This window comes from Persicobacter diffluens, assembly GCF_036244895.1.
Classification (GTDB): Bacteria; Bacteroidota; Bacteroidia; order Cytophagales; family Cyclobacteriaceae; genus Persicobacter; species Persicobacter diffluens.
The window spans coordinates 2,099,924-2,126,730 of the sequence record NZ_BQKE01000001.1; the positions used below are offsets into that span (position 1 = coordinate 2,099,924).

General features: G+C 40.6%; 17 protein-coding genes. 3 read left to right on the forward strand and 14 right to left on the reverse strand.

The genetic code is table 11. The annotated features are described in order from the left end of the window. Nucleotides 1-4 precede the first annotated feature (4 nt). A complete protein-coding gene (locus AAA970_RS27805; protein WP_420916724.1) occupies nucleotides 5-187 on the forward strand; it encodes a DUF2726 domain-containing protein in 183 nt (60 codons plus the stop codon). A gap of 187 nt (nucleotides 188-374) precedes the next feature. Here AAA970_RS27805 and AAA970_RS08690 read toward each other — a convergent pair whose 3' ends face one another. From AAA970_RS08690 to AAA970_RS08700, 3 genes are all read right to left on the reverse strand, one after another. Next, the gene (locus tag AAA970_RS08690) at nucleotides 375-1,466 is read right to left on the reverse strand and encodes a hypothetical protein (protein WP_338236788.1); all 1,092 of its coding nucleotides are present in this window, start codon (nucleotides 1,464-1,466) and stop codon (nucleotides 375-377) included. A 178-nt stretch (nucleotides 1,467-1,644) separates the two neighbouring features. Further along, nucleotides 1,645-2,385, reverse strand: coding sequence for an NADase-type glycan-binding domain-containing protein (locus AAA970_RS08695; RefSeq protein WP_338236789.1), 741 nt, complete (start codon nucleotides 2,383-2,385; stop codon nucleotides 1,645-1,647). Then, nucleotides 2,378-5,245, reverse strand: a complete 2,868-nt coding sequence (locus AAA970_RS08700; protein ID WP_338236790.1) for a C39 family peptidase — start codon at nucleotides 5,243-5,245, stop codon at nucleotides 2,378-2,380. Before AAA970_RS08700 ends, AAA970_RS08695 begins: the two co-directional genes overlap by 8 nt. A gap of 1,542 nt (nucleotides 5,246-6,787) precedes the next feature. Between AAA970_RS08700 and ltrA the strand changes: the two genes are divergently transcribed. Then, nucleotides 6,788-8,053 carry a group II intron reverse transcriptase/maturase gene (gene ltrA / locus AAA970_RS08705; RefSeq protein WP_338236791.1) on the forward strand — a complete coding sequence of 422 codons (1,266 nt, stop codon included), beginning with the start codon at nucleotides 6,788-6,790 and terminating at the stop codon, nucleotides 8,051-8,053. A gap of 207 nt (nucleotides 8,054-8,260) precedes the next feature. Here the strand turns inward: ltrA and AAA970_RS08710 are convergent, their stop codons facing one another. From AAA970_RS08710 to AAA970_RS08720, 3 genes are all read right to left on the reverse strand, one after another. After that, nucleotides 8,261-9,106 (reverse strand): leucine-rich repeat domain-containing protein, encoded by an 846-nt coding sequence (locus AAA970_RS08710; RefSeq protein ID WP_338236792.1) that lies wholly within the window; start codon nucleotides 9,104-9,106, stop codon nucleotides 8,261-8,263. A gap of 126 nt (nucleotides 9,107-9,232) precedes the next feature. Continuing rightward, nucleotides 9,233-9,616, reverse strand: coding sequence for a DUF3574 domain-containing protein (locus tag AAA970_RS08715; RefSeq protein ID WP_338236793.1), 384 nt, complete (start codon nucleotides 9,614-9,616; stop codon nucleotides 9,233-9,235). A gap of 607 nt (nucleotides 9,617-10,223) precedes the next feature. After that, a complete protein-coding gene (locus AAA970_RS08720) occupies nucleotides 10,224-11,120 on the reverse strand; it encodes a family 16 glycosylhydrolase (protein ID WP_338236794.1) in 897 nt (298 codons plus the stop codon). 964 nt (nucleotides 11,121-12,084) lie between these two features. Between AAA970_RS08720 and AAA970_RS08725 the strand changes: the two genes are divergently transcribed. Next, nucleotides 12,085-13,734 (forward strand): BCCT family transporter, encoded by a 1,650-nt coding sequence (locus AAA970_RS08725; RefSeq protein WP_338236795.1) that lies wholly within the window; start codon nucleotides 12,085-12,087, stop codon nucleotides 13,732-13,734. Between the two features lie 557 nt (nucleotides 13,735-14,291). On the opposite strand, the gene AAA970_RS08730 is transcribed toward AAA970_RS08725, so the two are convergent. The 8 genes from AAA970_RS08730 to AAA970_RS08765 all read right to left on the reverse strand — a co-directional run bounded on the left by AAA970_RS08730 (nucleotide 14,292) and on the right by AAA970_RS08765 (nucleotide 26,460). Beyond that, entirely contained in the window at nucleotides 14,292-20,024 is a 5,733-nt protein-coding gene (locus tag AAA970_RS08730) for a S8 family serine peptidase (RefSeq protein WP_338236796.1), read from the reverse strand. 898 nt (nucleotides 20,025-20,922) lie between these two features. Next, nucleotides 20,923-21,339, reverse strand: coding sequence for a ribosomal maturation YjgA family protein (locus tag AAA970_RS08735; protein ID WP_338236797.1), 417 nt, complete (start codon nucleotides 21,337-21,339; stop codon nucleotides 20,923-20,925). A 101-nt stretch (nucleotides 21,340-21,440) separates the two neighbouring features. Then, nucleotides 21,441-21,932 (reverse strand): hypothetical protein, encoded by a 492-nt coding sequence (locus tag AAA970_RS08740; RefSeq protein ID WP_338236798.1) that lies wholly within the window; start codon nucleotides 21,930-21,932, stop codon nucleotides 21,441-21,443. Between the two features lie 428 nt (nucleotides 21,933-22,360). After that, complete coding sequence (locus AAA970_RS08745) at nucleotides 22,361-23,005, reverse strand: hypothetical protein (RefSeq protein ID WP_338236799.1); 645 nt, start codon at nucleotides 23,003-23,005, stop codon at nucleotides 22,361-22,363. A gap of 132 nt (nucleotides 23,006-23,137) precedes the next feature. Continuing rightward, nucleotides 23,138-23,476 (reverse strand): hypothetical protein, encoded by a 339-nt coding sequence (locus tag AAA970_RS08750; RefSeq protein WP_338236800.1) that lies wholly within the window; start codon nucleotides 23,474-23,476, stop codon nucleotides 23,138-23,140. Between the two features lie 128 nt (nucleotides 23,477-23,604). Then, nucleotides 23,605-24,210 (reverse strand): hypothetical protein, encoded by a 606-nt coding sequence (locus AAA970_RS08755; RefSeq protein ID WP_338236801.1) that lies wholly within the window; start codon nucleotides 24,208-24,210, stop codon nucleotides 23,605-23,607. Nucleotides 24,211-24,294: 84 nt separating this feature from the next. Continuing rightward, nucleotides 24,295-24,816 carry a DinB family protein gene (locus AAA970_RS08760; protein WP_338236802.1) on the reverse strand — a complete coding sequence of 174 codons (522 nt, stop codon included), beginning with the start codon at nucleotides 24,814-24,816 and terminating at the stop codon, nucleotides 24,295-24,297. 120 nt (nucleotides 24,817-24,936) lie between these two features. Continuing rightward, nucleotides 24,937-26,460 carry an IS5 family transposase gene (locus AAA970_RS08765; RefSeq protein WP_338236803.1) on the reverse strand — a complete coding sequence of 508 codons (1,524 nt, stop codon included), beginning with the start codon at nucleotides 26,458-26,460 and terminating at the stop codon, nucleotides 24,937-24,939. Between the last annotated feature and the right edge of the window lie 347 nt (nucleotides 26,461-26,807).

Sequence of the window (26,807 nt, forward strand, 5' to 3'; positions counted from 1 at the left end):
CCCTATCCTAGCCATTGAGGTTGATGGGCATTCTTTTCATCAAGAAGGTACAAGACAAGCAGAAAGAGACAGCATGAAAAACAAAATACTTGAAAAATACGGAATACCTCTGCTAAGATGCTCTACGACGGGAAGTAATGAAAAACAAAGAATTACCAACAAGTTAATTGAATTGTTAGACGAATAAATATCTCACTTTTCAGACAACCAATGGATGAACTTGAATTCCAATTTTCAATTTGCGAATCCATAAAGACCAGAAAAAACGACTACCCTATGGGAAAAATCAGGCACACAAAAGGCCAGCAAAACGCCGGCCTTTGGATTTTATTAAAACAGAGCATGACCTTCCTGCTGCCCTTTTTATCAAACTATTACTTCACCCTTGTATCACTCCACTCTCCACGCTGAAACCCATATACTTTTTGCTCAGAAGAGCCATCCATTTTCTTTTGATACTCCAAATTCCAGCCTTCCAAAATATCCGTCATATCCATCGGACGTACAGTTTCTACCTCCATGGAATATCCACTTCCACCATTTACGCCGGAAAGGATTCTGGCAGGATAAACTTTCCCATCATTATCTATGGGCACTCCATAAACCACCTGACTCCCTAAATCCATTGGGCTCTTCACTAACAATAGAATAAAGGATTTCCCAAGTGGCCAATAACCTGCCACCTGAAGGTCTTCTTCTTCAAAAGCCGGATAATCCAGGAAAGGCTCCCCTTCAGAGGAAACAGCCTTTATACTACTATAGATTTCATCACAGTACATAATAGTGGTTAAAGCCTCTTTCCCAATGCACTTGCTGGTCACTACCCGATTACCTTCCATTAATTCCGGCGATCCTAAATCGGAAAGTAGCTTTTTTCGTTTCGCATCAATTTCAGGTAAGACATCAAACCTTTCCCGCATATCATCTATCTTCCACTTCCCATCCTCTTTCACTACCTTAACCGAAAACAGCCATTCTTTCCCTTCGGGGTTGACATCGTATAGATATTGCCATTCTTCATCATGGCCATAAGTTGGCACACTTCCTGGAGAAGCCACCTTGTTAAAGTCACACAAATAAAGGTATTCGTCTGGTGATACCTTTACGAAAGATCGATCAATTGGATTATCCTCAATTAGCCGTTTGAACGGCAGGAAAACCTCGCTAAATATGAACATAAAATTCATATTTATACCAAATTTCAGCTCCTCCCCTCTTTGCTTTTGTTTATCTAAAAAACTTGTAGAAAAGAAACCCATCTTCATTGATGCTTCATGAATCAAACTGGCATTGACTTTTATATTATCATAATCATAATAATCCCAGATGCTATCACCCAAGTAGGCAATTTTCCAATCGCTGGCATCTTTAATTAATTTTGCTACTTCTTGATATTCACCCGTCAATCCTTGAGCTACAGAAATCTGACTAAAAACCAAAAACACAATAAATAGTAATCTCCTCATTGCTAACTTTCAAAATCTAACAACTCTTGTTTTGAAGAAGAAACTCTCTTATCTGAACACTCAAAAGGGCATTGTTAACCTGGAGTTGACCTTACCAAACCGAAAGAGCGCGCGATTAAATGAAAAATAACCATTAGAGTTTCTTAGGCTATTTTTTTGCTTCAATGTAAAGAGCATCTTACTTATTTCGTATTACTGAAATACAAGTATCATTGTATTTTCTTCCAGCATAGACGTCAATTAGCTCAATCGCAATTAAATAGTCTTTTGATCTATCTAAGTTCTCGGGAAGATCTAAATCAACATCCTGAAATCCATTAAAATCTTTTAAAGCTATTTGATGAACAGCCACCCTTGTCAGGCCAGAAAATAATTTCCCGTTCTCAGTATCTTCAGATGAATCAACCTGCAAAACATAAACATTAATGTTATGAGGTCTATTATTTGCAGAGAATAAGCCAGGGGATTTCCCATAACCTGCCCAAATCTCAATCGGTTTAAATATGTCCAAAAAAGTAAGTACTATTTCCCCGGCACCGGAACCCTCAACCCCCTCGACCCAAGCTGAATTATGATCAGCCTGAAGTTGTAAGGGACTATACTTACAGGACCAATTAACAAAATCCCTTCTTTGAGCCTCGAGCTCTTCGATTATATCAGGGTCGTCTAGTTCATAGGCTTTTACAATTTCATCCTGGGTTGGATTTTTAGGTGCAATTCCACCAGGCTTCAGATAACTAGTACACCAATTACTCGAGCTTCCATCAAAAGAATAATAGAGGCTAATGTCTATATTTTCGAATTCAGATACCTTTTTCAATTCTGAATTACCACAACATTCACATGGTAAAATTTCCACCTCTTGAGCAAATGCGTTAAGAGATAAAATCAAAATAAAGTGAAGAATTAAGTTATTCATTATTCGTTTTTTCGCCTTCTGTGTAAAATGATCGCGCATATTTTAACTTAGTTTGTTTTATATCGTCCCAGGTCCACAAATTATCCTCTCCCTTTGTCGAAGTAGATGTACGTTCATTTCCCCCTGAGTACTCACCCTTTTTGTAATAGCCACTACCACCTGCCTCTCTAGCTGCAAAATCATGAATTTTCCCAAATGGATCATCTACAATTAGTCCCTTATCAGAAATCTCCTGCAACCTAACAATATGTCCTTTTGTAGACTGTATTGAAAAAGCTGAAATAATAATAGAATTGCCCAGCTCCAATTCAGGTTTCAATGCGGAAATAATTTTCCCTTTTTCATTAGTATCCAAATTGATTTCTTTAGTCTTTACATCAAATTCAGAGGCAATCTTTGACCAACTACTGGCCATGGTTCTACTACCCAATTCATTATCTATTCGAACCTTTTCCAAATAATCTTCAAATTGAGATGACTCTTCCGGGTTTGACACGCCTAAATATTCCAATGCCATAGCCAAACTTGTTAGATTACACATCCGGTCTGAAATATAATTAGTTTGGTCATTATCTCTTTGATTTTTATATCCCACCTTTCTTTGGAGTATTTGGTAATACTTTGGCCTATCCGTTTTATCAAATTGAAGAATTAATGCCCTAACCTCAGCAATTTCCTCGGGAGTCAATCGTTCTTTTTCAAAAATCGTCAATATTTCCTTTTCAATTTCATTTACTTCATTAACACCATCAACCCCTAAAAAAGAATCAATTCTTCCTATCTCAGCCGCATAACTCACCCCAGGCTTACTCACCAACCAAGCATCTAGACTCTCCCGCATTTGCGTCAATAAGTCTTTCCCTGCCTTTCGCAATTGTCCATCACTAACTCGATGCATCAAAGCATACGTAAAATTATCCCTAACCGTCCTACCCAGATTCGACAACACTTTACATACCAAGTCCGGGTTAAGGCTAACATGTTCTTTTAAAGCAACTGCCAAATTACGAGGGTCCTTATTATCAGAAATATATTTTTTGGCATGCTCATCAGTAGCTGGTTCGTCCTGAATGGCTTTTACTCTAGCAGCTTCAGCCTTACGCTGCTCTTCTGCCTTCTTAGCCTCCTCTGCTTCTTTTTCTCTTCTGGCTTTGTCTGCCGCAGCTTTCGCTTCCCGCTCCGCCTTCACCTGCGGATACTGCTCGATCCGCTGCTTCACATATTCCGCGGTACAAGTGGTGCCATTCAATTCAGCAAGGGTCTTGCTGGAAGCGCCACCGATATTTCCATCCGAACTTGACCAATGCAATACTTGCTGTTGAAATTTATAGATCGCGGCAATGGTTGCTTTCAAATCTTTCTGATCCACGACGGTCTCGACGGCCTCAGCCTTGGCCTTTTCATCCGCGTAAGCGGTTGGGGAAAGTAATCCTAATTCATGCAGTCGTGCCTGAATTAATAATACATCCGCCTTGTTATTGGCCGCACTTCCGCTTCCCACTCCGGCAGAGATGGTGGCAGTGTCCGTTTTTTCCGCGGGACTTCCAGCGACAGGTGCTTTAACTTCTGTCTGACTTGGAGCATCCTTCAGGCCTGCCAAACGACCTTCCAAAAAAGCAACCCGATGCTCAAAACGCTGATCCGAAACCTTCGGCCAACGATTACGATTTTTCAATTCTTTAGTAAATCCTTCCAGATCGTTCTTCACCACATGTGGCTGCAAAAACTGGCGCGAATCTCCATGATAGTCTCCTCTGTAGGTCAAATCATAAAGCACCTCTTTGATCATTGGGTCAAGTTTTGCCCAATCTGTAGCCCCATATTTCGCGGTTACATCCTTTTTAGTCGCCATCCGCTCGGCATCATATTTCTTCTCTGCAAAGGCCAGATTAAATAAAGTATCCTGCTGCTGATGGTTTATAATGGGCAGATTTGAAACATTTCCTTTCAACCAGCTTTTAGCCTCATCACCTTGCAATCCAATGGCAGATTTCCATGGGCTAATCGGGATTCCGGCTTGCTTAAATTCATTTTCTACCAAGGTACTCGTGCCCCTATGGCCTAGGTCATAGCCCCGTCCAATAGTCACTCCAGATCCACCGCCGGGCCAATGCGCCCTCCTACTAAAATAAAGACTGTCCGGATCATCATTTCCTTCAACAAAATAAGTCAAAGCACCCTCAGCAACACCTCCTTTAAGGCCCTTCTGATCTTCCACTTTCTCCTCTTCTTTGGTCTGCTCTTGTGGCTGTGCCAACACTTCTGATTGCTTGGGAACTTCCTGCTCAATAGGGGTAGAAGTGCTGCTTGGAATCTCAATGGTTGTCCCGGCATTAAAACCTTCAATATTGCCCCATTGCTTCAATTCCTCTGCATTGGCCGCTTTTAGGTCTGAAACTGCAACCCCAAATTTCGCCGCAATAACTTCCAACCGATCGCCCTCCTGCACCTCATAAGTATTCGGAGTCTGCTTTTCCTGTACCAATTCTTGAGCCACAGCTACTAAATCCTCCCGACGCTCTTCCACAGGAGTAATAGGCGTATGCGGCAATTCCGGAATTTCAATCCCCTTCGCTTTCAACACCTGCGCCCTGCTTTCCGGACTCCCCATATAAAAATCTTTAATCTCTTCCAGTGGATAGCGCTGGTAATAGGCAGCATCTCGCTCGGCCAAAGGCACATCAGCTCCGGCATTATTGGGCTTCCCGCTTTTATGTGCGGCCAACTCAGCCCGAAAATCCTGCAGTATCGCTTCTTCCGATTGCTGCATTTCCTGATAATCCTGAAAGGATTGCCTTTGAGGCTCCTGATTTTGACGGATTTGAGGACTATTATGAAGGACGTCTTGCTTGGTACTCATGTAAGGTTGAAGTAATTTTCATAAAGCTAATAAGAAATTAGCTTATTTGAGGAAAGTATTCCTAGAGATTTTTATTTTTTAATGAAATTTTAAAGGCGAGTCATTTATTCAAACTTGTCTCATTTTGTGGTCGCAAAATAAAGTCACCATACTTCCGAATCTCCTTTAATCAAAATTCTTGGTTTTTAGCCAATATCATTTTTTATCGGATGAGTGATGCATTCCCTTAATAACAAAAATATAACCTGGGAATCAGGTGCTTATCAGATCTGCAATAAACAAATCGAATTAGAAGTCTAGCCACTCATCAGGCCATCAGATGAATCGAGAAAATTCCTATAGTCATAACTCATTTGCCAGGATTGGAGGGGCTATGCACTTTTAGTTCTAAAAAAAACAGGGAATGCCAGAATTTTAAACCTCGCAGAAAAATTAACTACCATAAAAAATGCTGGTGGGCTCGACTAAATCGTCTTTCACTTCGCTGTTATTAATCTATGGCCAATGGTATTCCCCACTCGATTAACAAGCCAAATCAACCAGTAAATTAATCTGAAGGGATTATCAAATCGCTTCCATCATTACTTTCGCAAAGAATTCAGTTTTATCAAATAAATAACATTCAATAAACCCACAAGCCAATTTACTCCAAATTGAATATTTTTTCTTCAAAAATTTATTTTTACCCCATTAATGCAACGGCCCTTTTCGCGCCCCATCGAAGCAAAAACAGCCCTGAGAGGCCGTGAAGAGCGATTACCCGAGCTGTATCGGGAAGTAAAATGCTCCTTTAGTGAATTATTTTTAGCAGCTAATTTCCACTATTGTGCTTCATTTTTTTCAACACAGAGCACCTTTGACTCAGACTAAACATATAAAAGTGTATATCAAAAAAATTAACCCGGATTATTCACACTTAAATCCTCGTTTAGCCACCAGGCGGGAAAAATGAAGGAATTTTTCCTATTTCGAGTTTTTCTCAACGAAGCAGATGAATGAGGAGAAAGCAAGCATACCCAAAGTGTGCTGTGAGTTGCTGATTGGCAACGTAACTGAAAATATGATGGATGCAGACCATCCGGTTTGGAGCTTTCAGGAGCACAAATCAAACCACTGCTAGGATTTATGGAAAGCAATTTCTATGGATGAAGCGTTAGTAGAAAAGGCTGTATAAAGCAGTCAGGTATGAATAAAGGAGATGAGCGTAAGCGAACCTACCGATGAAGTGGCGAAAAGCTAAGTTACTGTCAAAACCTATGGATTTTTGGGGCTGTAGGGATGAGTGTAGCAGCAACCTGATTACAGGCTACATGGCAGTCGTCATAAAGGGGGCATGAACTTTATTCAGGCGTATTTTCGGAACGCAGGAAGCCTGATCAAAATACTAAAGGGAAAGCACAAGTAGACAGTTTCTATAAGGCGATTACCAATGTTTGATCAGGTGGCGGATGAACTCGTATTAGTGTAGAAGCAGCTGTAATGGCAGTGGAGCGAAGGGGTTCAGTCATACTGTTTAATCATTAATTACAACTCCAAAAGAGGATGATTTTTAAAGAAGAAACAAAGAGTATTCCCATTACTAAAATGATGGTGTGGGAGGCGTACAAGCAAGTAAAGCGAAATAAAGGGGCTGCAGGTGTAGACGCGGTGAGTTTGGAGGCCTTTGATCAGGACAGGTCCAAACTACTTTACAAGCTTTGGAATAGGTTAGCCTCAGGCGCTTATTTTCCGCAGCATGTAAGACGAGTGGAAATTCCCAAAGGAGATGGTAAAACCAGACCCTTGGGGATCCCGGCAGTTAGCGATAGGATTGCGCAACAAGTAGTCAAGAATTACTTGGAGCCAAGACTGGAGCAGCAGTTTTTGGATTGTTCGTATGGATATCGGCCTGCTCGAAGTGCTCATCAAGCAATTCAAGAAGTGAGAAAACATGTTCTCAGGAATGCGTGGGTGATCGACTTGGATGTACAATCATTCTTTGAAGATGTAGATCACGCGCTGCTATACAGGGCATTGGAAAAGCACGTTCAGGAAAAATGGGTGATGCTTTACATCAAACGGTGGTTGGAAACACCCATCCAATTGAATGATGGTAGTATCATTTTGAAAGAGGGAAAAGGTACTCCTCAAGGAGGGGTAATCAGTCCTCTTTTGGCAAATTTGTATTTACATTACACGATGGATAAATGGATGCAAATCCACCACCCAGCGGTAAAGTTGGTACGATATGCTGATGATATGATCATTCATTGCCATTCACAGCGGCAAGCAGAATTTCTACTGTCTGAAATTCGTGAACGATTCAAGGCCTGTGGATTGAAGTTACATCCAGAGAAAACAAAGATAGTTTACTGCAAGAAGGACGGCAGAGGGCTGAATTATAATAAGGTTCAGTTCGATTTTCTGAGCTTTAGCTTCAGACCGATGTCAAAGAAATTGAAGCGAGGAGGGCATTTTCTGCAATTTGACTGTACCGTGAGCAGAAAAGCTAAACTTCGAATGATTAACCAAATCCGAGCACTACGCATTCGACGCAAAACAGGCGGGACTATCCAGCAAATCGCACAATCTCTAAATGATACCATCCGAGGATGGGTGAATTATTATGGGAAAGTACGATTGAAAGGGTTATCCCCAGTTTTCTATTATCTGCATCAGCGATTGATGAGTTGGGCAATGAATAAATTCAAAAATCTAAAGGGCAGCCGTCGAAAAGCGGCCAATTTGCTCAAAAGAATAGCGAATGATTATCCTAACTTATTCTATCACTGGCCTCTGGGCTATAGTTTCTTGTGGCGCTCTGTATGACAAGAGCCGTATGAATTGAGAGGTTCACGTACGGTTCTGTGAGAAGTCAGGGGTGAAAGTCCCCTGGCTTACTCGACTTTGTGCTATTGATAATTCGACAAAACTAATTGGCGAACCCTAAAAACCAGACACTTATAGTAGACCACTAAATCTAACGATGAATAATTCGGGTTAAATTTTACAACAACATAAAAAGTTTGACCTCGTCTACCACTCCCTATTGAATGCCCTTTCCAGCGAGAAATAATCTCCCCCGATATCATCGGCATTAAATCCCTCAAATGGGTTTTTGGAGGCATATAGTTTTTTCAAAGCAGGAAGGCTAAATACTTCTTTGGGAAGGGCCTTCAATTGATTTTCATTAAGCGAAATTTCTTCCAGCTGCGTCATTTGAAGTAAATATTCCGGAAACTCCCTAAATTGATTCTGATCCAGAATGATTTGATTCAAGCTACTTAATTCCAATATCTCCTGGGGCAAAGCATTCAGCTGATTAGCACTCAGGTCTAGTTTTTTTAAGCATTTCAAATTCCCTATTCCGGGAGATAAAGCTTTTAACTCAAAACCATGAATAGTTAATGCTTCCAGTTCTTCGATTTGAAATAATTCCATAGGAATCATTCGCAGGGGTTTATTCCAGGAAAAACGTTTCCTTACCTGCTGAGCCTGTAAATCCCTAACGGCAGCCAGACACTCCCGATACCCTTTCCAACGATTATGCTCCCAGAAAAAGTCCACCGCGGATTGATAATCCATCGGATTATCAGCCAAATCGAAACACTCTAAATATGGCATTTCAATTAACAATTCCGGGCTAACATCCGTGATCCGGTTATTATACAAATACAAATGTCGCAGATTTTCCAGTTTGCGGATACGCTCCGGAATACCGCGGATTTTATTGTTCATCACCTTCAACACCTCCAGGGAGGTGATTTCAAAAACCTCCTGAGGGATATCCTCCAGGCCCAAATTGGACAGATCAAGCTCGGTCCAATTTTCTTTTCTGGCCTTTTCTATATGAGCATATATTTTGGGGTGAAGTTCTTGCATAATGGAAGGGGTTCAGCATTTAGACGCCTAATTTAGCCAGATTGGCAAAATCATGCAAATAGCACAGAGATACTGGAGAAACAGAAAATGCTTTTCAATGCCACAGGCTTGTTTTTGTACTATATTTCAAAAAGAAACCCGCACTTTTTGGTCGATGCGCATAACGCTTTCCTGCCGGAACAGTCGCTTATACCGTGCCCTCAATGTATCCAAGGCAGCATTTTGGTCACCTTCATGAATACAAATCAATATTCGACTCCCCTCTTGAGCAGCACTTCCATTTGCTGATGTCCAGTAACCGTCCGCAGAAACAATGCTGTAACCGGATAATTGAGCATCAATCTGGGAGGCGCGGAAGACTTCCCAATCCGCATGGGAAATCACTCCTCCATTGGGAACTGACAGTCCGAAATACAATTCAGTCTTTACTTTTTTGTCCCCTTTTAAAAACCATGCTGAAGATAAAATGGCAACTATCAACAGCGCAATCGAAACTTTTGTCCTCCTCATTTTTTGTCCTTTTTTCCACTATTAATAAAAACATACTCGTGTATAAAGTCAAAATTCATAATAGTTATTTCCTTCTTACAGAAGAATATAGACATGTTTTCAAAGAAATATTCAACCCCAAATTTCATTACCTAAAGCTTAAATAAGGCTGAATTGAATTCTGATTGTTTAAAGTGGATAGCGGAGATATAGTTGAAAATCATTCAAACCCTTTGTCAGCAATTCGGATTTGTTTCGAATCGCATGCTTTTAACACACTTTTTACCGAACTTAATACTCACTTAAACTAATTAAACCTTCTTAAATCCTTCTTTAGCTTATGTCGGGAAAAATAAAAGCGTTATTCTATGGAGGTAGAGGAATGGGAATCAAACTCACCATAAATCGTGCGATTTAAAAATCAGGAACAACACCCGCTTTTCTATACTTATGGGATCTGAAGATGCACAATTAAGACTAAGCCATCGTGTAAAACATAGACTTAACGGTGATTTTAAAGAATCACACTGTAATTTGCCCCCCGTAGTTTTATGAACAGGCCGTGCCTTGGACAAAAAAAACCACTGCATCCCCCAAATAGCAGTGGTTTTCATCCCCTATGGGACCCTTATTTTTTCGCTTTATTTTTAGATTTTTTATCGGACAACTTCCAGGTACGCACCCAATCATATTGGGTGGTACGCTCTTCCCAGCTCCCCTTCATGCCGCCATCTTCAGGCGCTTTGTTCCAATCGTAGGTTTCTGTCACCAGTTTTAGGTACATGTCCAAATCAAAAGGTGCCACAGGATTTAAAGTATATTGGTATACTCCGTCCAGGTAAAAAAGAATTTCATTTTCACTCTTCCACCATGCCCCATAAACGTGGAAATCATCATACACTTTTCCAGAAGTGGCCATATTATTCCCCTTGGAACCTTTAGGAATTTCTTCACAGACCATTTGACGGCTATGCGTATTGGAATGCATGGATTCATCAAAGTTTTTCGCAAATGGCTTGGTCGTATTCACCACACCCACGCATTCCTGAATATCAAGCTCTGTTACCCGGCGGTCACAATCCTTCCCTTCATTTCTTTTATTAATCAACCAAAATGTTGACGAAAGGAAAGTTTTATTCGCCTTCATTCGGCACTCCATATAGTCCCCTACTGTCGCTTTATTCACTGACTCTATGTGGCCACAAGCATGTGTGAATATTTTTCCTTTAATCTCCTTGGGCTCGTCCAACAGAAAATTGGTAACACACAACTTGCCCCCTTTCATGCTGACGGTTTCTTTGACGAACAACCCCGGCGGTCTTCCAATCCAGCCGTTTGGAACCGTATTTTTCCATTTTTTCAAGTCCAGTTTCTTTCCCTTGAACTCATCCGATAATTCTTTTTTTAATTCCCAGGAACTTCCCTCAGGTTTTGGATCATTGCCTTCTGTAAAAGTGGGCTGAGCCAATGCGGCAGTGGTGAGCAACAAGCCCAACAATACTAAAAAATAGTTTTTCTTTTTCACGCTAAGTTGATTTAGTATTCATCAATATTTGCAGGCAAGATATTAGTTCAGGCGCGTTCAAGCGGCCTAAAATATAGGGTCATTAGGGGGATATAGTGCTATTTCGGACTTTTATCAGTTTATAATTATTTTTTTTCACCGATATAGACCCTGTTCACTTCCCGATTACTCCTCCTCTCTGGTGGAGTATAAGGCAACATAAACTAAGCTTAAACCGGAATATGCAATTCTTTAATCCTCGATTAGCTGATGTGCAGGAAATAATGGAGGAATTTTACATTCTATTTTTTACCATAAAGCAGATGAATGAGGGGAAAGCAAGCTTAGCCCAATTTACGCTTTTCAAAATCTAAGAAAATTATGTCTATTGAACTGATGGTGACCACTTTGGCTTAAGTCTATATATTTAGAGGTGAATAATTCGGAATAAGATTCAACCTCCAACTCAACAAATCCTCCGCCACATAAAAAACAATGTGCTTTCTTAGCTCCAAGGGTATTGATTTTTAACTAAATAAGAACCTCTGGCATTATTTTAATAAACACGACATAGGTCGTTTTTTGGCGATCATATCTTTATTAGTTTTGTACAAAATATAAACTTCCGGACGGGCACTAACCGTAATTTATGGACAATCCTAGGGATGAAACCCGCCTTACTGTCCAATTTTGCTGTTAATCTCCAAAAGTCCATAGCGTACCAATTCAGCCATATCATTTGAATGCAAATTCGAATTTTTGGCTTTTTTGCTGACACTTTATGAAAAGCGAACATGAGCAAAACCTGTTGCTGTTGCTTTGGTAAAAAAAGTTGAAACGCTACATGCTGATTAAAAGCCTGACCATTTCCTTTGAAATGGAATCAATTTCAGTTTACAGAAGTTTATGAAAATAAGTGCAAAACCTGTGGTGCTCGGAGACCATCACAGAAGCGTTTTGCCGATTGTAGAATAAACACAGTAGAATGTCAAAAAAGTATTCATTTTTCAAAAAACATTTTGATTTGCACGGGCCGGTTTTTTGGCCCTCTGCTATATTCATCCTGCTCTTTATCATCGTTACTTTGGTAGTGGGTAAACCCATGAATAAAGTTTTCTCGGCCATTCAGGCAGGCATTAGTCATAATTTTGGCTGGCTGTTTATCCTGGCCGTGAATGTTTTCCTGGTATTTTGCGCCTACCTGATTTTCAGTCCCTTTGGGAAAATTCGGATTGGAGGACCAAAGGCCAAGCCACAATTTAGCCTGGTATCCTGGTTCGCGATGTTGTTCAGTGCCGGTATGGGAATCGGGATTATTTTCTGGTCGGTGGCGGAGCCCATTTATCATTTCAATAGTTTCCCCGGAGTAGCACCCGGAACAGAGGCTGCTGCCAAAAATGCCATGCAATATGCCTTTTTGCATTGGGGTTTTCATACCTGGGCCATTTATGCGGTAGTAGGGCTGGCCCTTGCCTACTTCACCTTTAACAAGAAATTACCACTGACTTTCCGCTCGGTATTTTACCCCTTATTAGGCGACAAGATTTACGGCCCCATCGGGCATTTGATTGATATACTATCTGTTGTGGCCACATTATTTGGACTGGCCACTTCTCTGGGATTTGGCGTACAACAAGTGGGAGCGGGTTTTCAGCACTTAGTCGGCTGGGTAAACGATACTTCTCTTCAAATCATCCTGATTGGTTTAATTACGGGAGTAGCCACGATATCCGTAGTTACCGGCCTTGATAAGGGAGTAAGAATCCTTAGTAACGTCAATCTTTATCTGGCTCTGGCCTTTATGATCCTGATGGTCCTTATTGGTCCTACCTTGTTCATTATCGAAAGCTTTATTGAAAATACCGGAAACTACTTCCAGAAGCTTTTAAGTATGGGCATGTGGAACCAGGCCTATGCCGTGGAGAAGTATGTGAGTGATGAATTCGTAGACTGGCAAAGTAGCTGGACCGTGTTTTATTGGGCATGGTGGATTTCCTGGTCCCCATTCGTTGGGACTTTCATCGCCCGCATTTCCAAGGGACGTACCATCCGAGATTTCGTCTTAGGCGTGTTAGTAGTGCCTTCGCTCATTGGTTTCCTTTGGTTCAGCACCTTTGGTGGTTCCGGTCTGTTCCTGGAGCTAACCGGCACCGGTGAAATTGCGGCAGCAGTTCAGGCGGATATATCCACGGCCATGTATGTGATGTTGCATCATTATCCACTGGCCATCTTCACCAGTATCATTTGTATGATTTTGGTGATCAACTTCTTTGTGACTTCTTCAGACTCCGGCTCATTGGTAATCGACAGTATTACCGCTGGAGGTAAATTGGATGCGCCGGTCGGACAACGGATCTTTTGGGCTTTGATTGAAGGAGTGGTTGCCGCCGTATTGCTATACGGAGGTGGACTACAGGCCATCCAAACCGCCTCCATCATTTCCGGTCTGCCATTTGTAATTGTTTTGCTGATCATGGTTTTTTCTCTGGTCAAATCCCTGCGGAAAGATCAACGCAAAATGGAGAAAAAAGAAATTGCCCTTTATCGGGTGTTGAGCAAAAAGCGCCCTGCGGGTTATAAAAAGCACCGAGCACCTTATGCCGCGCCGGATTTAGGGAGTTTAAATGCTAAATAAAACTATCTTATCATATTAAAGCCCCGATATCGGGGCTTTTTTTGAATATGACGCTCAGGAAATGATCATTTTTAAGGAAATAGGCTCCCCCGCTGCGAGTGGAGAGAGATCATTTGCTGCGCAACTTACAAATCCTGGGAATAAAAAAAAATCGGGGATGATGTGATCTATTTGATTCTAAACATAACTCTGATTTAACTACAAGACTGGAAAAACGAAGGAATAAGTTCTATTTCGAATTTTTTCCACGGAAGCAGATGAATGAGGAGATAGCAAGCCTACCCCAATTTGAGCTATTAACAAATCAGCAAATAAAAACTTATCCTCAGACAAAAGCCCATTTAAGATTACCTTCTAAATCAAGCGGTGGATAATACATCTAACGGCGATGCTATACGATCAAAATATTCCACCACGCCCAACTAACTGCTGCTAACTTTCAAATTTCGGAAGTGCATTCGACGGCCAATTTGTCCTCCACTTGGAAGCAATTACTGCTCAGTCAAAAAAAAGCAGGCTATAAAAATAGCCTGCTTACAATCAAATTACCAAAAGCGCTACTTAATGAATTTTTTAGTAATCACTTCATTATCCTCCGTATAAATCTGGATGATATACAATCCCTTAGCCAGGTCAGCTACATTAAACTGAATGTGGTTTGATTTGGCATCCACCATCATTTCGCTTATCATCATTCCGCCATCTGTAAAGAGCACTGCTTTTGTAATCACTACTTTTTCATCAGCAGATACATTTACAAAATTTTCTACAGGGTTTGGATAAACCATCAAGCTGTTTTCCTTCAAATCGAAAGCATTCGCTTTACCCAAATAAACATTGGTGGTGATGTTTTCCCCATTAATGGTCACCAAATCCTTTTCAACGCTTTCATACCCTTCCATCTCGGCCTGATAATCATAGTCACCGTTATCAAGTGCAATCGTGGCAATACCTTGATCATCCGTGGAAATATCCACTCCGTTGATTTTTACCAGGGCATTCTCCAAAACATCTCCCGCCTCATCGGAGACAACGAATGTTGCGGTAAAACCACCCGGTTTCAAAGCAAGAGAAATGTCCTCATCCCGATCTCTAACTACCGCCATACCCCAATGTGTTCTATAACCATCGATAGCGGCCACATAGTTATACCAGCCGTTGGTTTTTTCAAGGCTCACCATCCCGGAATCATTGGTCACCAACATTTCTCCATCGATTTCAATGTTCACTCCGGCTAATGGAGCTTTGGCTGGATCCGTAACCGTAAAAGAAAGCGTGTAAATAGCTTTAGCCATACTTACTTCTTCCTCCAAATCTGCCCCGGCAACGCTTATCGTACCCTTTGCATCAGGATAATTGTAAAGGGAAATCTCATAATCGTAATCTCCATTTGCCAGCTTAAAGGAAGCTTTTCCTGCTCCATTGGTATTAGCGTGTTGGCCATCAACTTTTATCCAGGCATTCTTCAATGCTTTACCATTTTCGTCCGATACCAGGAATTGAACGGTATAAGTTGGAGCCGTGAGGGTTACTCTCACCACAGGATCGTAGTTTCTTACTACTACCTCTCCTGCAATTGCGCCATAACCTTCCAGGCTGGCAGTGTAAGGATATGTTCCGTTGTTAAAGACTTTTGTAGCCTTCCCTGAAGCATTAGTGGTAAGGATTACCCCGGCAATTTCGATAGTTGCATCGGCCAATGGCTGGTATTTATTGTCCCTTACTTCAAAAGTAACCAAATGTCCCTTTTGAATCAGATTCACCAATTCTACCTGTCCATTCTCTTCCACGGTCAGATCACCCATAAACTTATAAAAGCCTTCCAACACCACCTCATAGGCATGAGCGCCGGCAGTTAAACTGACAATAGCCATTCCTTCTGCATCTGAAGTTACCGCCTTACCATCTACAATGACCATGGCATCGGCCAGCGGCGCTTCACTTTCATCCTTTACATTAAAATAAACCTCGTACAGACTTTCTTTTAATGTCACCTTTTCGGTATCCGGCTCATCAAATACCGTTAAGCTTCCCGCATAGATATCATAGCCTTCCAAACTCACCACATAATCAAATTTACCATTCACCAGCTCGATCTCCGCTTTTCCGGCCATGTCCGTAAGCAGGCTATCACCGGCAATAAATACATTTGCCCCGGCAAGTGGAACATCATTCTCATCCGTCACCTCAAAGGTGATCAAAGATTGATGGATTAACATCACCGGAATGGTCAGGTCAGCGTTGTCCACCGTTAAACTATCGGCAACGCCAGCAAAGCCACTTTTTTCTGCTTTGAAGAAGGCAGTACCATTTGGCATTTTTTTAATGGCTAATCCGGCAGCATCGGAAAAGAGGGTGTCCTCCGCAATGATAATCTGAGCATCAGCCACGGGATTTCTCCTTTCATCTATTACCTCAAAAGTGAGGTCAAACATCGGCGTATAGACGGAAATGGCATCCAATTTAATGGCGTACTCATTGTAGGTATCAAAGTGCACCCAGGCGATTCTGATCGTTTGTCCGGCATAATCGGTAAGGTCTACCTCTCTTTTGTGGAAATACTGTCCTATTTCACCAACCGTTAAAGTCTCCTCAAATAGAATATTCTCATCCGGAAAATCACTAATTTCGGTTCCACCGGTAGATACAACGCACTTATAATGTTCCGCCTCCCAAGTGGTGCTATATGGGGCAACAAAATAGGACAGTCGGAAATCACCAGTGGTCGGAATGGTTATTTCAGGAGAAATCAACCAGTTATCTGGTCGTAAGGCACCCGTGCTATTGAAAGAATCTGAAGTCATACAGCTAGTACCATCAATTACTTTGCTGCTATCCCCATAATCTTTCACAAACCATTCCTGACCATCCCCATCTGCATCAATGGTAATCCACTCTGACACCTCGCCCTCAAAGTTTTCATAAAAGAAGATCCCATTATAAATCAGGGCCACCTGTTTGGAAAGTGGTGCATCTACCACCGTAATGGTATCGGTATAACTATCATACTCGCTAAGCTTAACCGTGAAGGTATAAGTATCCGGAAGTAGTTCCGCTTTGGCCACCCCATTATCATCACTTAAATATACCTGACCATCCACTGACAACTTGGCGCCAGCCAAAGGCATTTGCTCCTCATTGGTGATATTAAAAGTAACCGCATAGGTCGGTAAAGGCACCAGTTCTACGGCTATAGCCAAAGGTTCCGAGCCCATCACGAATTCTCCCGACAGCGTTTCATAGCCTTTTACTTCGATCGAATATTGGTATGTCCCTTCCACTAAAGCTACGGTAGCCTCTCCGTTTTCATCCGTCACAATGGTTTTCTCTCCATCAATAACAATGGGAGCCTCAGGTAAAATTACCCCATTTTGATCCATCACCGTGAAGGTCGCAGGAAAACGAGGAGTTCCCTTGAAAATGGCAAATTTTAGAGAGGTGGTGGCTTCTCCTATCAGCCCGTTAATGGGGGCCCAGGTATCATCGTCACCAAAAATCTTGGCATTATCGCGTAATTGCGCTTCCTCCGCTTTGGTATCCATAACAGTGTACATATTCCACCGTGCACTGCTAATACTGCTGGCTGTAGGATAATGCCCGGCTATCGTCAGCCAATACTTCCCGGAGGTAAGGTTCAGGTTGTTCAATGGGAAGATAGGCGCTAAATTATCCTCGGGCGTCAGAAATTCTTCGAATACTGCACTCCCGGGTTGTCCGGACTCATCCGCATAAATGGCGACATAATAACTACCAGGATAGGCGGAATTAGAAAAGCCATAGGCATAAATATCGATATCATTCCAAATAGCCCCGGCCGGAACGATAAAATCATCGGCACTTTCTACCAAACCAGAGGGTATTTCACCAAGACCTCCTAAATTAGTAGATACGATACCGGAAGTGGTCGAGACGGTAGAAAAGTTATCCCACAAAAGTGGGGTTGCTTCCAAGAAGACATCTACAAATTCGTCTCCGGAAATGGTCAGACTTGCTGAATAATCAATAAATTCGTTGGCGGTCACTTTGTAAGACTGTTCCCCCTCATAAATCCCCTGGATAACCACTACTCCTGTAGAATCTGTCAATCCTGATTTTTGATCAATTTCCACCAAAGCATTTTCAATGGGCAAATCTGTCTCTTCGGCTTTTACCATGAAAGTCACCGAATAAGTAGCCGTTGGGGTTAAAGTAACCGTTTCTGCAATATGATCGCCCTCTACGGTAAATGCACCAGTAGCCTCTTCATATCCATAAGCATTGACGGTGTAATCATAAGACTCCTCATCCTGCACCACAAATGAGGCGCTTCCAGTGGAATCCGTCATTTGAAGTAGGCCATTCAGGTTTACACTGGCACCTTCCACAGGTCCGTCAGTCCCCAATACCTCAAAACTAGCCGTATAAGAACCTTCCAATAAAACCCCTGTGGCAATTAAAGAAAAAGCCTGACTACCTCCGGTAATGTCACCTTTATGCGTGATAGAAACGGTATAAGTCTCTCCTGCCACCGCATCGGCGATTACAATTTTTTCCACATTATCGACATCATTGACGCCGGTGGTAGCCGCTGCCTCAGGATTGAATTTATCCAGCTTGTAAGGATAGAAGTCCTCATCATTACCGGTAACTTTAAGGTCCAGATCATTCACCAGCATAATATCTTCAGGATCTAATGCAGGAGCAACAGGGGTGCCGGGTAAATCGGTCCAAACAATGGTCACTACCAAAGGCTCCGTACCGGAGGCTTTAACCGTAAGTTCTTGAGTGGATCCCGTATATTCCCGTTCCTGGATGATCGATTCAATATTTTTATTCGAAATAACACTGGCGGCAGTAGCCGTATTCAACAGCCCCCAACCGTACATATAATCCGGTCCCGGTGCAGGGCCGGCCTCATCTGCGGTTTGAATCGCCAAAGCCTTTAGTGTGGCCGACTTCATATAGGCATTATTCAAATTATAATAATGCTCCTGCAAAAGCATCAGAGAACCCGCCGTGGATGGGGATGACATACTGGTTCCACTCATTGTAGTATAGGAATCATCTGCCTCATCCAGGGTAGAGTACACATTCACGCCCTTCGCTACGATGTCCGGCTTAATACGGCCATCATCTACTGGCCCCCAGCTACTAAAAGAAGACATCACCACATCCGATGGATTTCCCTGATAACCATTAGACAGTTGGTTCACTGCGCCAACCGTTAAAATATTTTTCGCCACACCGGTGGTTCCCACGCAATCATAGGGCCCATCCTGAGGATATGTTCCATTTGTTGGCCCATCTCCTCTATCATTTCCTGCCGACTTTACAATCAAATAATAAGGGGCATTATGCGCGATTTCATCCAGCACTTTTGTTTCTTCAGAATAAAAACCGAAACGATAATCTTCGGCGGTACTGATGCTTGGATCTCCGGCCCAAGACCAAGTGATTCCTGTCCAGTACCAGCCATGCACATAACCATAGGAGTGATTGGAAATCAACAAACCTTCTGCCGCCTCAGCGGCCATTTCTGCATTGTCATTATTCCAATCATAAGCATTCAGTGTACCATTAAAGGCCATTCCTTTGGCATTGGCATCCAGTCCACCGGCCACCATTGTCCCTGCCACATGTGTTGCATGATAGTTAGTGGAAGACGGATTGTCCATTTGCGTCACTCTTCCTCCACCAGTATTATTAAATTCCTGATGACTAACCCGTACGCCACCACCATCCCATATTCCGGCGTGAATACCACTGCCATCTAAAGCTAAGCCCATTCCTCCATTTGCATAGACTTTGTCGGTGGAAGTGGTTTTGGCGGCTCCCGCATTATGGGTGATATAATAAAGGGGTTGCTTGTTCTGATCAACACCCTGCAACTCCATGATTCGACCTTCAACCTCTTGCTGAACCAACCAGTTTTTCTCCTTAGCCATCACCAAAGCTTTGGCCTTATTTTGATCATACTCCTGGCTTAAATCCATAGAAAGCTTATTCAGCACCGCCGTATTGGTAAGCTTCGACTGTACTTTCCTATTTTGCATTCCACTGCTTTGAGGACTGCTCATAGTGGATTTTTGAGTAATCACCTTCCCCGATTTTCCTTTTTTATCCACCGCCGTCAGCTTCTCCACTGAGGAGGTCTTAGATACATCCGGCTTAGATTGATTTTGAGCAATTGCTGCTGCAGGAGCAAAAGCGACTAAAAATAGTAGCCCCCAGCTTAAACATGATTTCCTCCAACACCATCCGGGCCTAAAAAAAGGGAAATCCATGCCTTTTCTAATAAAATTTTTGATCATAAGTATTAAGGTAAAAGATTAAAAATATGTATAACTATAACGTTATTAGATAATTTATTAATGTATTTAAGTGATTATTTTAAAATCAAAAAAATTACATACCTTCATTTATTATCTTGATCTATAACTTATTAGACAAAAAACACATCCCTTGATGTAAACAAAGGGCATAGGAATAAGCCTGTCAAAAAAGAACGACATTACAGATCCATTCCTGAAATGGAATAATAAATAGCATATAATAGCCTATTGAAAAGCCAGAATTGATAATGAAAATCGGATTATTATAGCAGTAAAACTGGAGTGCTTTCAAAAAATAGCGCTGCTATTATTAAAAATCACAACCATTCACTTCCAATACTTCAAATCACCTTTGCATCGTAGGGCTTTTTCATTCGCCTAGGCAACTGGATATTTCAGGTTGATGTCCGGGAAAACCCATCAACTCGCTTAATAAGTGGAATTATAAAAAATATAAATCAATACTAACTATACATTTCAATAATACATTCAATTAACCACAAAGTCAACAAGGAAAAAAGACATAAAAAAAAGAAAGAACGGGCTAAATTGTATGATTCGTTGCCGAAATTATTAAAGTTCTAAAACTTTATGCAATTACTTTTTTTAACAGACAGCAGTCAAGGTGTTATATTTGGTCAGTAAAAAAAGAAATCATATTTAACCCAACCGTTTGGAATAAGGAGGGAAGCACCGGTGGAAATAAATCAAATAATTGCACTATTTGAATACAACACTCACTTAATAAAATCTTTCTTTTTTTGTCAAAAACACAAAATTTATTCAGTTAATTGCGTTTTTCGTAATTTATTGACCTGGAGATTTCAAAAATCATTCCACCAGCTATGAGGAAACTGCTGAAAAGAATCTGTTCACCTCAATATTTCATCGCCCTAACCTGCGATTTTCTTAGTATAAAATGCTGATCCAAAAGAAATGCCATTCCGACACCGATGATATAACAAATCAGATCGCTGAACTTAAATCCATAGCCGAGGACCAGCCTCATCCCGGGAAGATCCCGAATCGCCTCCAGCCAACCCGCGGTAATAAGTTGAGAGCATTCTACCGAAAAAGAAAAGCATATCGCAGCAAGCATTTTCCACTGCCCACTACCCAAGGGCCGGAGTACCGCAAACATAAAATATACCATCCCGGCCCAAATAATATCCCCCAAATGATCATCAATGCACTGAGGAAAATCAACGAAATCCGAGCGGGAAAGCAGGCCTGCAATAATGGCTACGGTAAAACAAATGATATACTTAATGCGCAATTTATTTTTAGTTTTCATCGTCTCAGTACTTAATCTTAGCTTCTAAAATCATCCGGATTATTTAAAATTTTAACCTGAACAAAAAACACTTTTAGGGGTAATCCTTTAAGAACATCCTATTAGTCCCTTTTCTTTTTTGTATTGACTAAGACGGTCTGGCCTGTTGTCTGATCCCCATAAAGCATTTTGGTCGCTTTTGCGGATAGCTCTCCGACCTCCAGAAGCTGTGAAAAAGAAAGTTGATACAAAGAATCCCAATTTTCCTTTAATGGCACCCCATTCATAACAAACCAATATTCCCCTTGAGCCGTAGCATTCCTGGTCAAATAGCCCTGTAAACGCGTGAATAGTTGTTTTTGTCTCCGTTCCTCAAAGGCATTAGTGAAAATTGCTATGGTCCCTTCCTTCCCCTGATCTCCGAAACGCAAATGCAGTGCCGGGCCACGGTTTATTTTTATTTCATAAATCTCCGATTCCTCCATAGCATTCAAGACTTCCAGATCCACAACCTTTTCGTCCACCACTAACAAATAGTCAGTGGCATTAATGGAATATTCCTTAAGAAATTCAGGGGTAGTATCTTGTTGAGTACAAGCTGATATAAAAACCAAAAGAAAAATACTATATTTTAAACATTTCATAACTAATCAAAAAATAGAATCAAACTGAATGCATCCGCACAGCAATAGTCCACTTCCTATAGAAGAATTAAATCTTTGGCTTAACGCCTGAACGATATAAGACGGAAAAATGAAGAAATTGCCCCCTATCCCCTATTTCAATTATTTTCCAACGAAGCAAATGAATGAGTAGAAAGCAAGCTTGCCCAAATTTGGCTTATTATTAAATCAATTAACACCTCCTTATTGCCCTGAAAGCATCCCCCTTAAGCAGAACCTCTAATTTTAGCGGCGAATAATTCAGCTTAGACCTGCTGATATGGCACTAAAAGACCCATCAAGTAAATAAATACAACTAAATGAAATGCCCCAATATCAATATTTCTTTTCCCGACCACAGAAGACCCTCTTTTGAAATACTAAAATTCAAATGCAATGATTTCCAACCCCTCCCTTTTGAAACTCATCTTAAACAATTCACCCTTCTCTTCATGCGTTTTATTAAGGCCAAAAATATCAATCATATCAGCAGATTGCTTAAAAGATACGATTTCTGTGGTGAGATAATTTTCGTCCAATCCGGCGCTTACTTTGGCCAATATGGTTTTAACTTCATCTTCCGGTATTTCAGGTGAAAGCTTTTCATAACAGTCATGATAACGCTGATCGTAAATTGCTCGCACAAATTGATTGGCTACTCCTCTAATATTAGCATAAGTATCATAATTTTTGGCTAACTCTTCTATTGAATAAAAGTAGGTCTTTTCACTTTTTCCGGTTTTAATAAAATTGAGCTTCAAATTTTGATAGCTAAGAGTATCCAACTTAGAATAAAGGAATAAGGCGGCACTTAAGGCATAGTCTTTCCGGGCCACACCAAAATCAAACAACTGACTGTCCTTAAAGGTGTATTCCTTGGTAATGTTATCATCTTGATTCGTGCTTACAGCATAGTGTTCTGTTACTGTACAAAAACAATGCGTCGATAATTCTCTCCGCTCATCAGAACGACAGGAAGAAAGTATCAAAACCCCTAACAACAAATAAAATTTAATAACTCTCATTCTTCGCTTGATTTCTCTTTTAAAACAGCAATTTGGCATTTGAATTCAAGTACTTCAAATTTTCGCCGCAAATTTTGGCTTTTAAACAGACTCTAAATCATAAAACGCGCCCCACCTGCCCAATAACAAATATTACTTCAAAATTATAATATCATCTGGAGAAGGCCGGACAATTTCACCTTTAATATTTACTTCCGTCCACCTATTTTGATTATCAGATTCATGATCCTCAATAAGCCGGTACTCAGAGGAAGGAGTGTTTGTTAAGGTTTCAGGCAAGACAATAAACTCTGAAGAAGGATCAATTTGGAAATTTTCACCTTGTTTCAACCAGCGGATTGCACCAGCCAGTTCGTTTTTCTTTTCAACTAAATCAGCTGATTTATTCAACCTCAGCTGATCGGTAATATGTCCCATTTCCCTTTCCAGGATCTTAATTACTCTATCATATTTTATTTCCAAAAATTTCATCTGCAAATTATGTCATAACCTTCATCGAGGCATCAATTTATCTCTTTTAATCATCCTCCATGCACAATTATTTAAATTAAAAATGGGAATGGATGAAATTTACAGGCCTTCGCAATACCTCTATTTTTTTAAAGGCCAATATCATTTTTCACAACCCACAACTCAATACCAGTGGTATCAGCCTGATTCCGGCACCTCACAAAAGCCCTGCCCTTTCCGGATGTCGATCCTTTGACAATTCCAAATTTATAATAATCCTTATCTCCCCGGGCCAAAACCACATTGGAAAAAAAGATGGTGTCTTGCTTTATTTCGTAATGTCCTTTGGTTTCATGAATACCGAAACAAATACTCCTATCTATAAATCGATGATTGGACTTTAATTTAAAGGTAGTTGTACAATTGGCAGCTCCCTCTCTAGTGGCGATAAATAAATCTTTTCCTTCAAATTGATAGAAATCAATTAATCCACCCGGTTTATAAAAAGTCAAGCCTAAAACAATCAGCAATACCCCAATAAAAAAATTCCGTCGAGGGTTCTTGAATTTCTCCCTAAATGCTCGATAAAGGGAAAGCAGGCAAATGATTACTAAACAAAAGTAAACCAGCAACAAAAGGAGGGTAAATGGAATCAACAAGTAGCTGATTTTGGTCTCCCAAAAGTATTGCAGGTTCACCAGGAGAAAGAAGATTACAGTGATAAAAATAAGTACTTTGGATTTTATTTCACTCATGAGTCCAAGGGTTAAAGTAAACTGTAAGCATTACGCTTAATTGCCAAACAATGTCCATCATGCATAAAATCGCACCACATCCGGTTACCTTATCAATGGGAGATACCGTTCCTTAATAATATTGAGATGATGAATTTGGTGAGCGGTAATCGTTAGCCCTATAGCATTCAAAGGCATTTGATATTCAAAAAATTCACAATTAGTCTCCAATATTTCATCACTAAAGGACTCGAACATCATTATGGAAGACTGGCGAACCACCCGAAGTTCATCGACCAAGTCCACTATGGAACGGTGATCAGCATGGGAATGCATCCCCATCATTTCCTGATCATGCCCCTCTGGAATACTTCCTTCTTTGCGGGCAAAAATAATGGCACGATAACACCATATCCTTTCCCAATCAATCACATGTTGAAAAATCGTAGGAACCGTCCATTTTTCCTTTTCATAGGTATTCAACCCTATTTTTTCCAATTGACTGATTTCCAGCCGATCAATCGCTGTTAAACTTTGCGAAAAAGCTTCGGATAGAGAGTTTCCTTCATTTAACTGATACACATATTCTAAAAAGCTTGGGGTTTGCTTGCTGCCGGTCTGCGCCATATTTTAGGTATTTTGGATGAGTATTAAATTTGGTGAATTAATAGCTTTCTTCCAACAGCTACCGGAAAAGCCATCCAGTATAAATTACCTGCTCTTTAGGATTATTAAAGCCGCAGATAATTAGGGTCTGCTTAAAAAGGTCTCTTTATTTTTCTTGAAATTTGGTTTACCAATTCCAGCTTCGATGATTGATGTAACTAATGCCCATAAATCATATTTATAAATATTAAAAAACAGGTCAAAAAAGATTCCTTTCATGAATCTTTCAAGGTTAGCAATAAAGAAGATGGCACCAATCCATGAATTTGTGGTGTCTGATCTTCGTGCCTTAATATTATTCAATCCATACCCCCTTTTAGTTTGTCCAAATTTTCCTTCTACATGACTCCTCAATTTTTGATGGATAACCTTATTCTCTTCCCGCTCTTTAATTTTTTCAGGATCTTTAGGAGGAGCTCCAAGAGGTGAGCCGACGAAAGTTATATCATTTTGATCATAAACTTCTCTAGCATTTCGATTTCCATAAATTTTGTCTCCAACAATTCCATTTAGCTTAGTGTGAGGGTGCCGTAGTTTATGTGCTTCAATATGCTTTTTGATAATCTCCTCTTCCCCTTCATAGTATGCTTCAAAATCATGATGGTCAATATAAGAATAGCCTTGGTCAATAGATATTGATATTTTAGCTCCAAATTCAACATTCGCTCCAGACTTCCCTCTTATGATGGGGCGAATATGTGGTTGATATAAGTTTACAATACGGAAACCAACCGTATTTTTCTTCTCTTCAATCATTTCCATTTGTTGGCGATACACTTCTTGAATAACATACAATAGCTTCAAAAAACGCTTATTCAAAGGAATACCTACCTTAATTTGGTCTAATAGACGATGAATATGCCCTATATTTCGATGAAGATACTGTAGTTGTTTTCGATTTGCAGCCCTCCAAAAATCGGCGCCTTTCTTCTTTTTTCTTGTCAACGCTAGAAATTCTTTTTGGGCTTTTTGTCGATAGCTTCTAGGTTTCTTAGCATCTGTTTTAACAAATTCCCATAATATATCGATGATTTTTTCTGATTCAATGCGAGCCTTATTGATCAAAGCCAGGTCGGTCGGATAAGGAATTTCTTGCACCGCTACAGTAGCATCAACTGATATCGAGTTTTCAATTTCAGGCTTCTTATATTTTGTATCACTTTCTACATTTTTTTCATCACGAAGTTCGCTTTGCTCATCAATACTAACGTCATGACTCTGGAGTAAGTGACTTAAATCATTAAAGTCTTTTATGGTCAAACGCTTTCTAATTGTCGGAAATAATGAAGAATCGAATACCTGATCATGTTGAAATTTATGCAATCCAACAAAGTATTGTAGATATGGACTTTCTTTGATTTGTTCAATTGTTTCTCTATCAGACAACTTATATTTGTGTTTGATAATCAAGGCTCCAATCACTAAACGCGCTGGTTTAGGTCTAGCTCCTTTGTCGAAGGACATGTTCCGTTCATAGATCCTTTTTAATTGACTCCAAGGAATTTCTTTGGCCATAATAATCCATCTATTATTGGGATTAAGGCCACCCAAATACGGGTCCATAAAATCAGAAATCTCAAGTTGATCAGGGGAATGCTTAATCATAGTGCAAGCTAAAAAAGTAGGAAAGGAGCCCTGGGGCTATTTAAAGGACAATTTACAAAATTTCCCCTTGCACTAAAAGAGATTTAATGTGATTTAATAAGTTGATCTTCAGTCGTTTTTAGATAATTCGAACTATTTCAGCAGACCCTAATTATATAAAAAAGCATAAGGAAATCAATCACCTTTCGCGCTATTAATCACCTCCTATCGAGGGTCAACTAGTTTCTTTTACATTTGACGCCAAAAGGAAGGGAAGCGCGTTTTGTAATGCGAAAAGCCCAAAAAAGGGTGAATAAATGAAGGAACTGCCTCCCCCATAATCTATACCTCCACCGAACAAAGCAGTA

Coding starts and splice junctions, on each gene's coding strand:
- AAA970_RS08690 (WP_338236788.1), bottom strand. CDS start 1,466: ATGAGGAGATTACTATTTATTGTGTTTTTGGTTTTTAGTCAGATTTCT.
- AAA970_RS08695 (WP_338236789.1), bottom strand. CDS start 2,385: ATGAATAACTTAATTCTTCACTTTATTTTGATTTTATCTCTTAACGCA.
- AAA970_RS08700 (WP_338236790.1), bottom strand. CDS start 5,245: ATGAGTACCAAGCAAGACGTCCTTCATAATAGTCCTCAAATCCGTCAA.
- ltrA (WP_338236791.1), top strand. CDS start 6,788: ATGATTTTTAAAGAAGAAACAAAGAGTATTCCCATTACTAAAATGATG.
- AAA970_RS08710 (WP_338236792.1), bottom strand. CDS start 9,106: ATGCAAGAACTTCACCCCAAAATATATGCTCATATAGAAAAGGCCAGA.
- AAA970_RS08715 (WP_338236793.1), bottom strand. CDS start 9,616: ATGAGGAGGACAAAAGTTTCGATTGCGCTGTTGATAGTTGCCATTTTA.
- AAA970_RS08725 (WP_338236795.1), top strand. CDS start 12,085: ATGTCAAAAAAGTATTCATTTTTCAAAAAACATTTTGATTTGCACGGG.
- AAA970_RS08730 (WP_338236796.1), bottom strand. CDS start 20,024: ATGATCAAAAATTTTATTAGAAAAGGCATGGATTTCCCTTTTTTTAGG.
- AAA970_RS08735 (WP_338236797.1), bottom strand. CDS start 21,339: ATGAAAACTAAAAATAAATTGCGCATTAAGTATATCATTTGTTTTACC.
- AAA970_RS08745 (WP_338236799.1), bottom strand. CDS start 23,005: ATGAGAGTTATTAAATTTTATTTGTTGTTAGGGGTTTTGATACTTTCT.
- AAA970_RS08750 (WP_338236800.1), bottom strand. CDS start 23,476: ATGAAATTTTTGGAAATAAAATATGATAGAGTAATTAAGATCCTGGAA.
- AAA970_RS08755 (WP_338236801.1), bottom strand. CDS start 24,210: ATGAGTGAAATAAAATCCAAAGTACTTATTTTTATCACTGTAATCTTC.
- AAA970_RS08760 (WP_338236802.1), bottom strand. CDS start 24,816: ATGGCGCAGACCGGCAGCAAGCAAACCCCAAGCTTTTTAGAATATGTG.
- AAA970_RS08765 (WP_338236803.1), bottom strand. CDS start 26,460: ATGATTAAGCATTCCCCTGATCAACTTGAGATTTCTGATTTTATGGAC.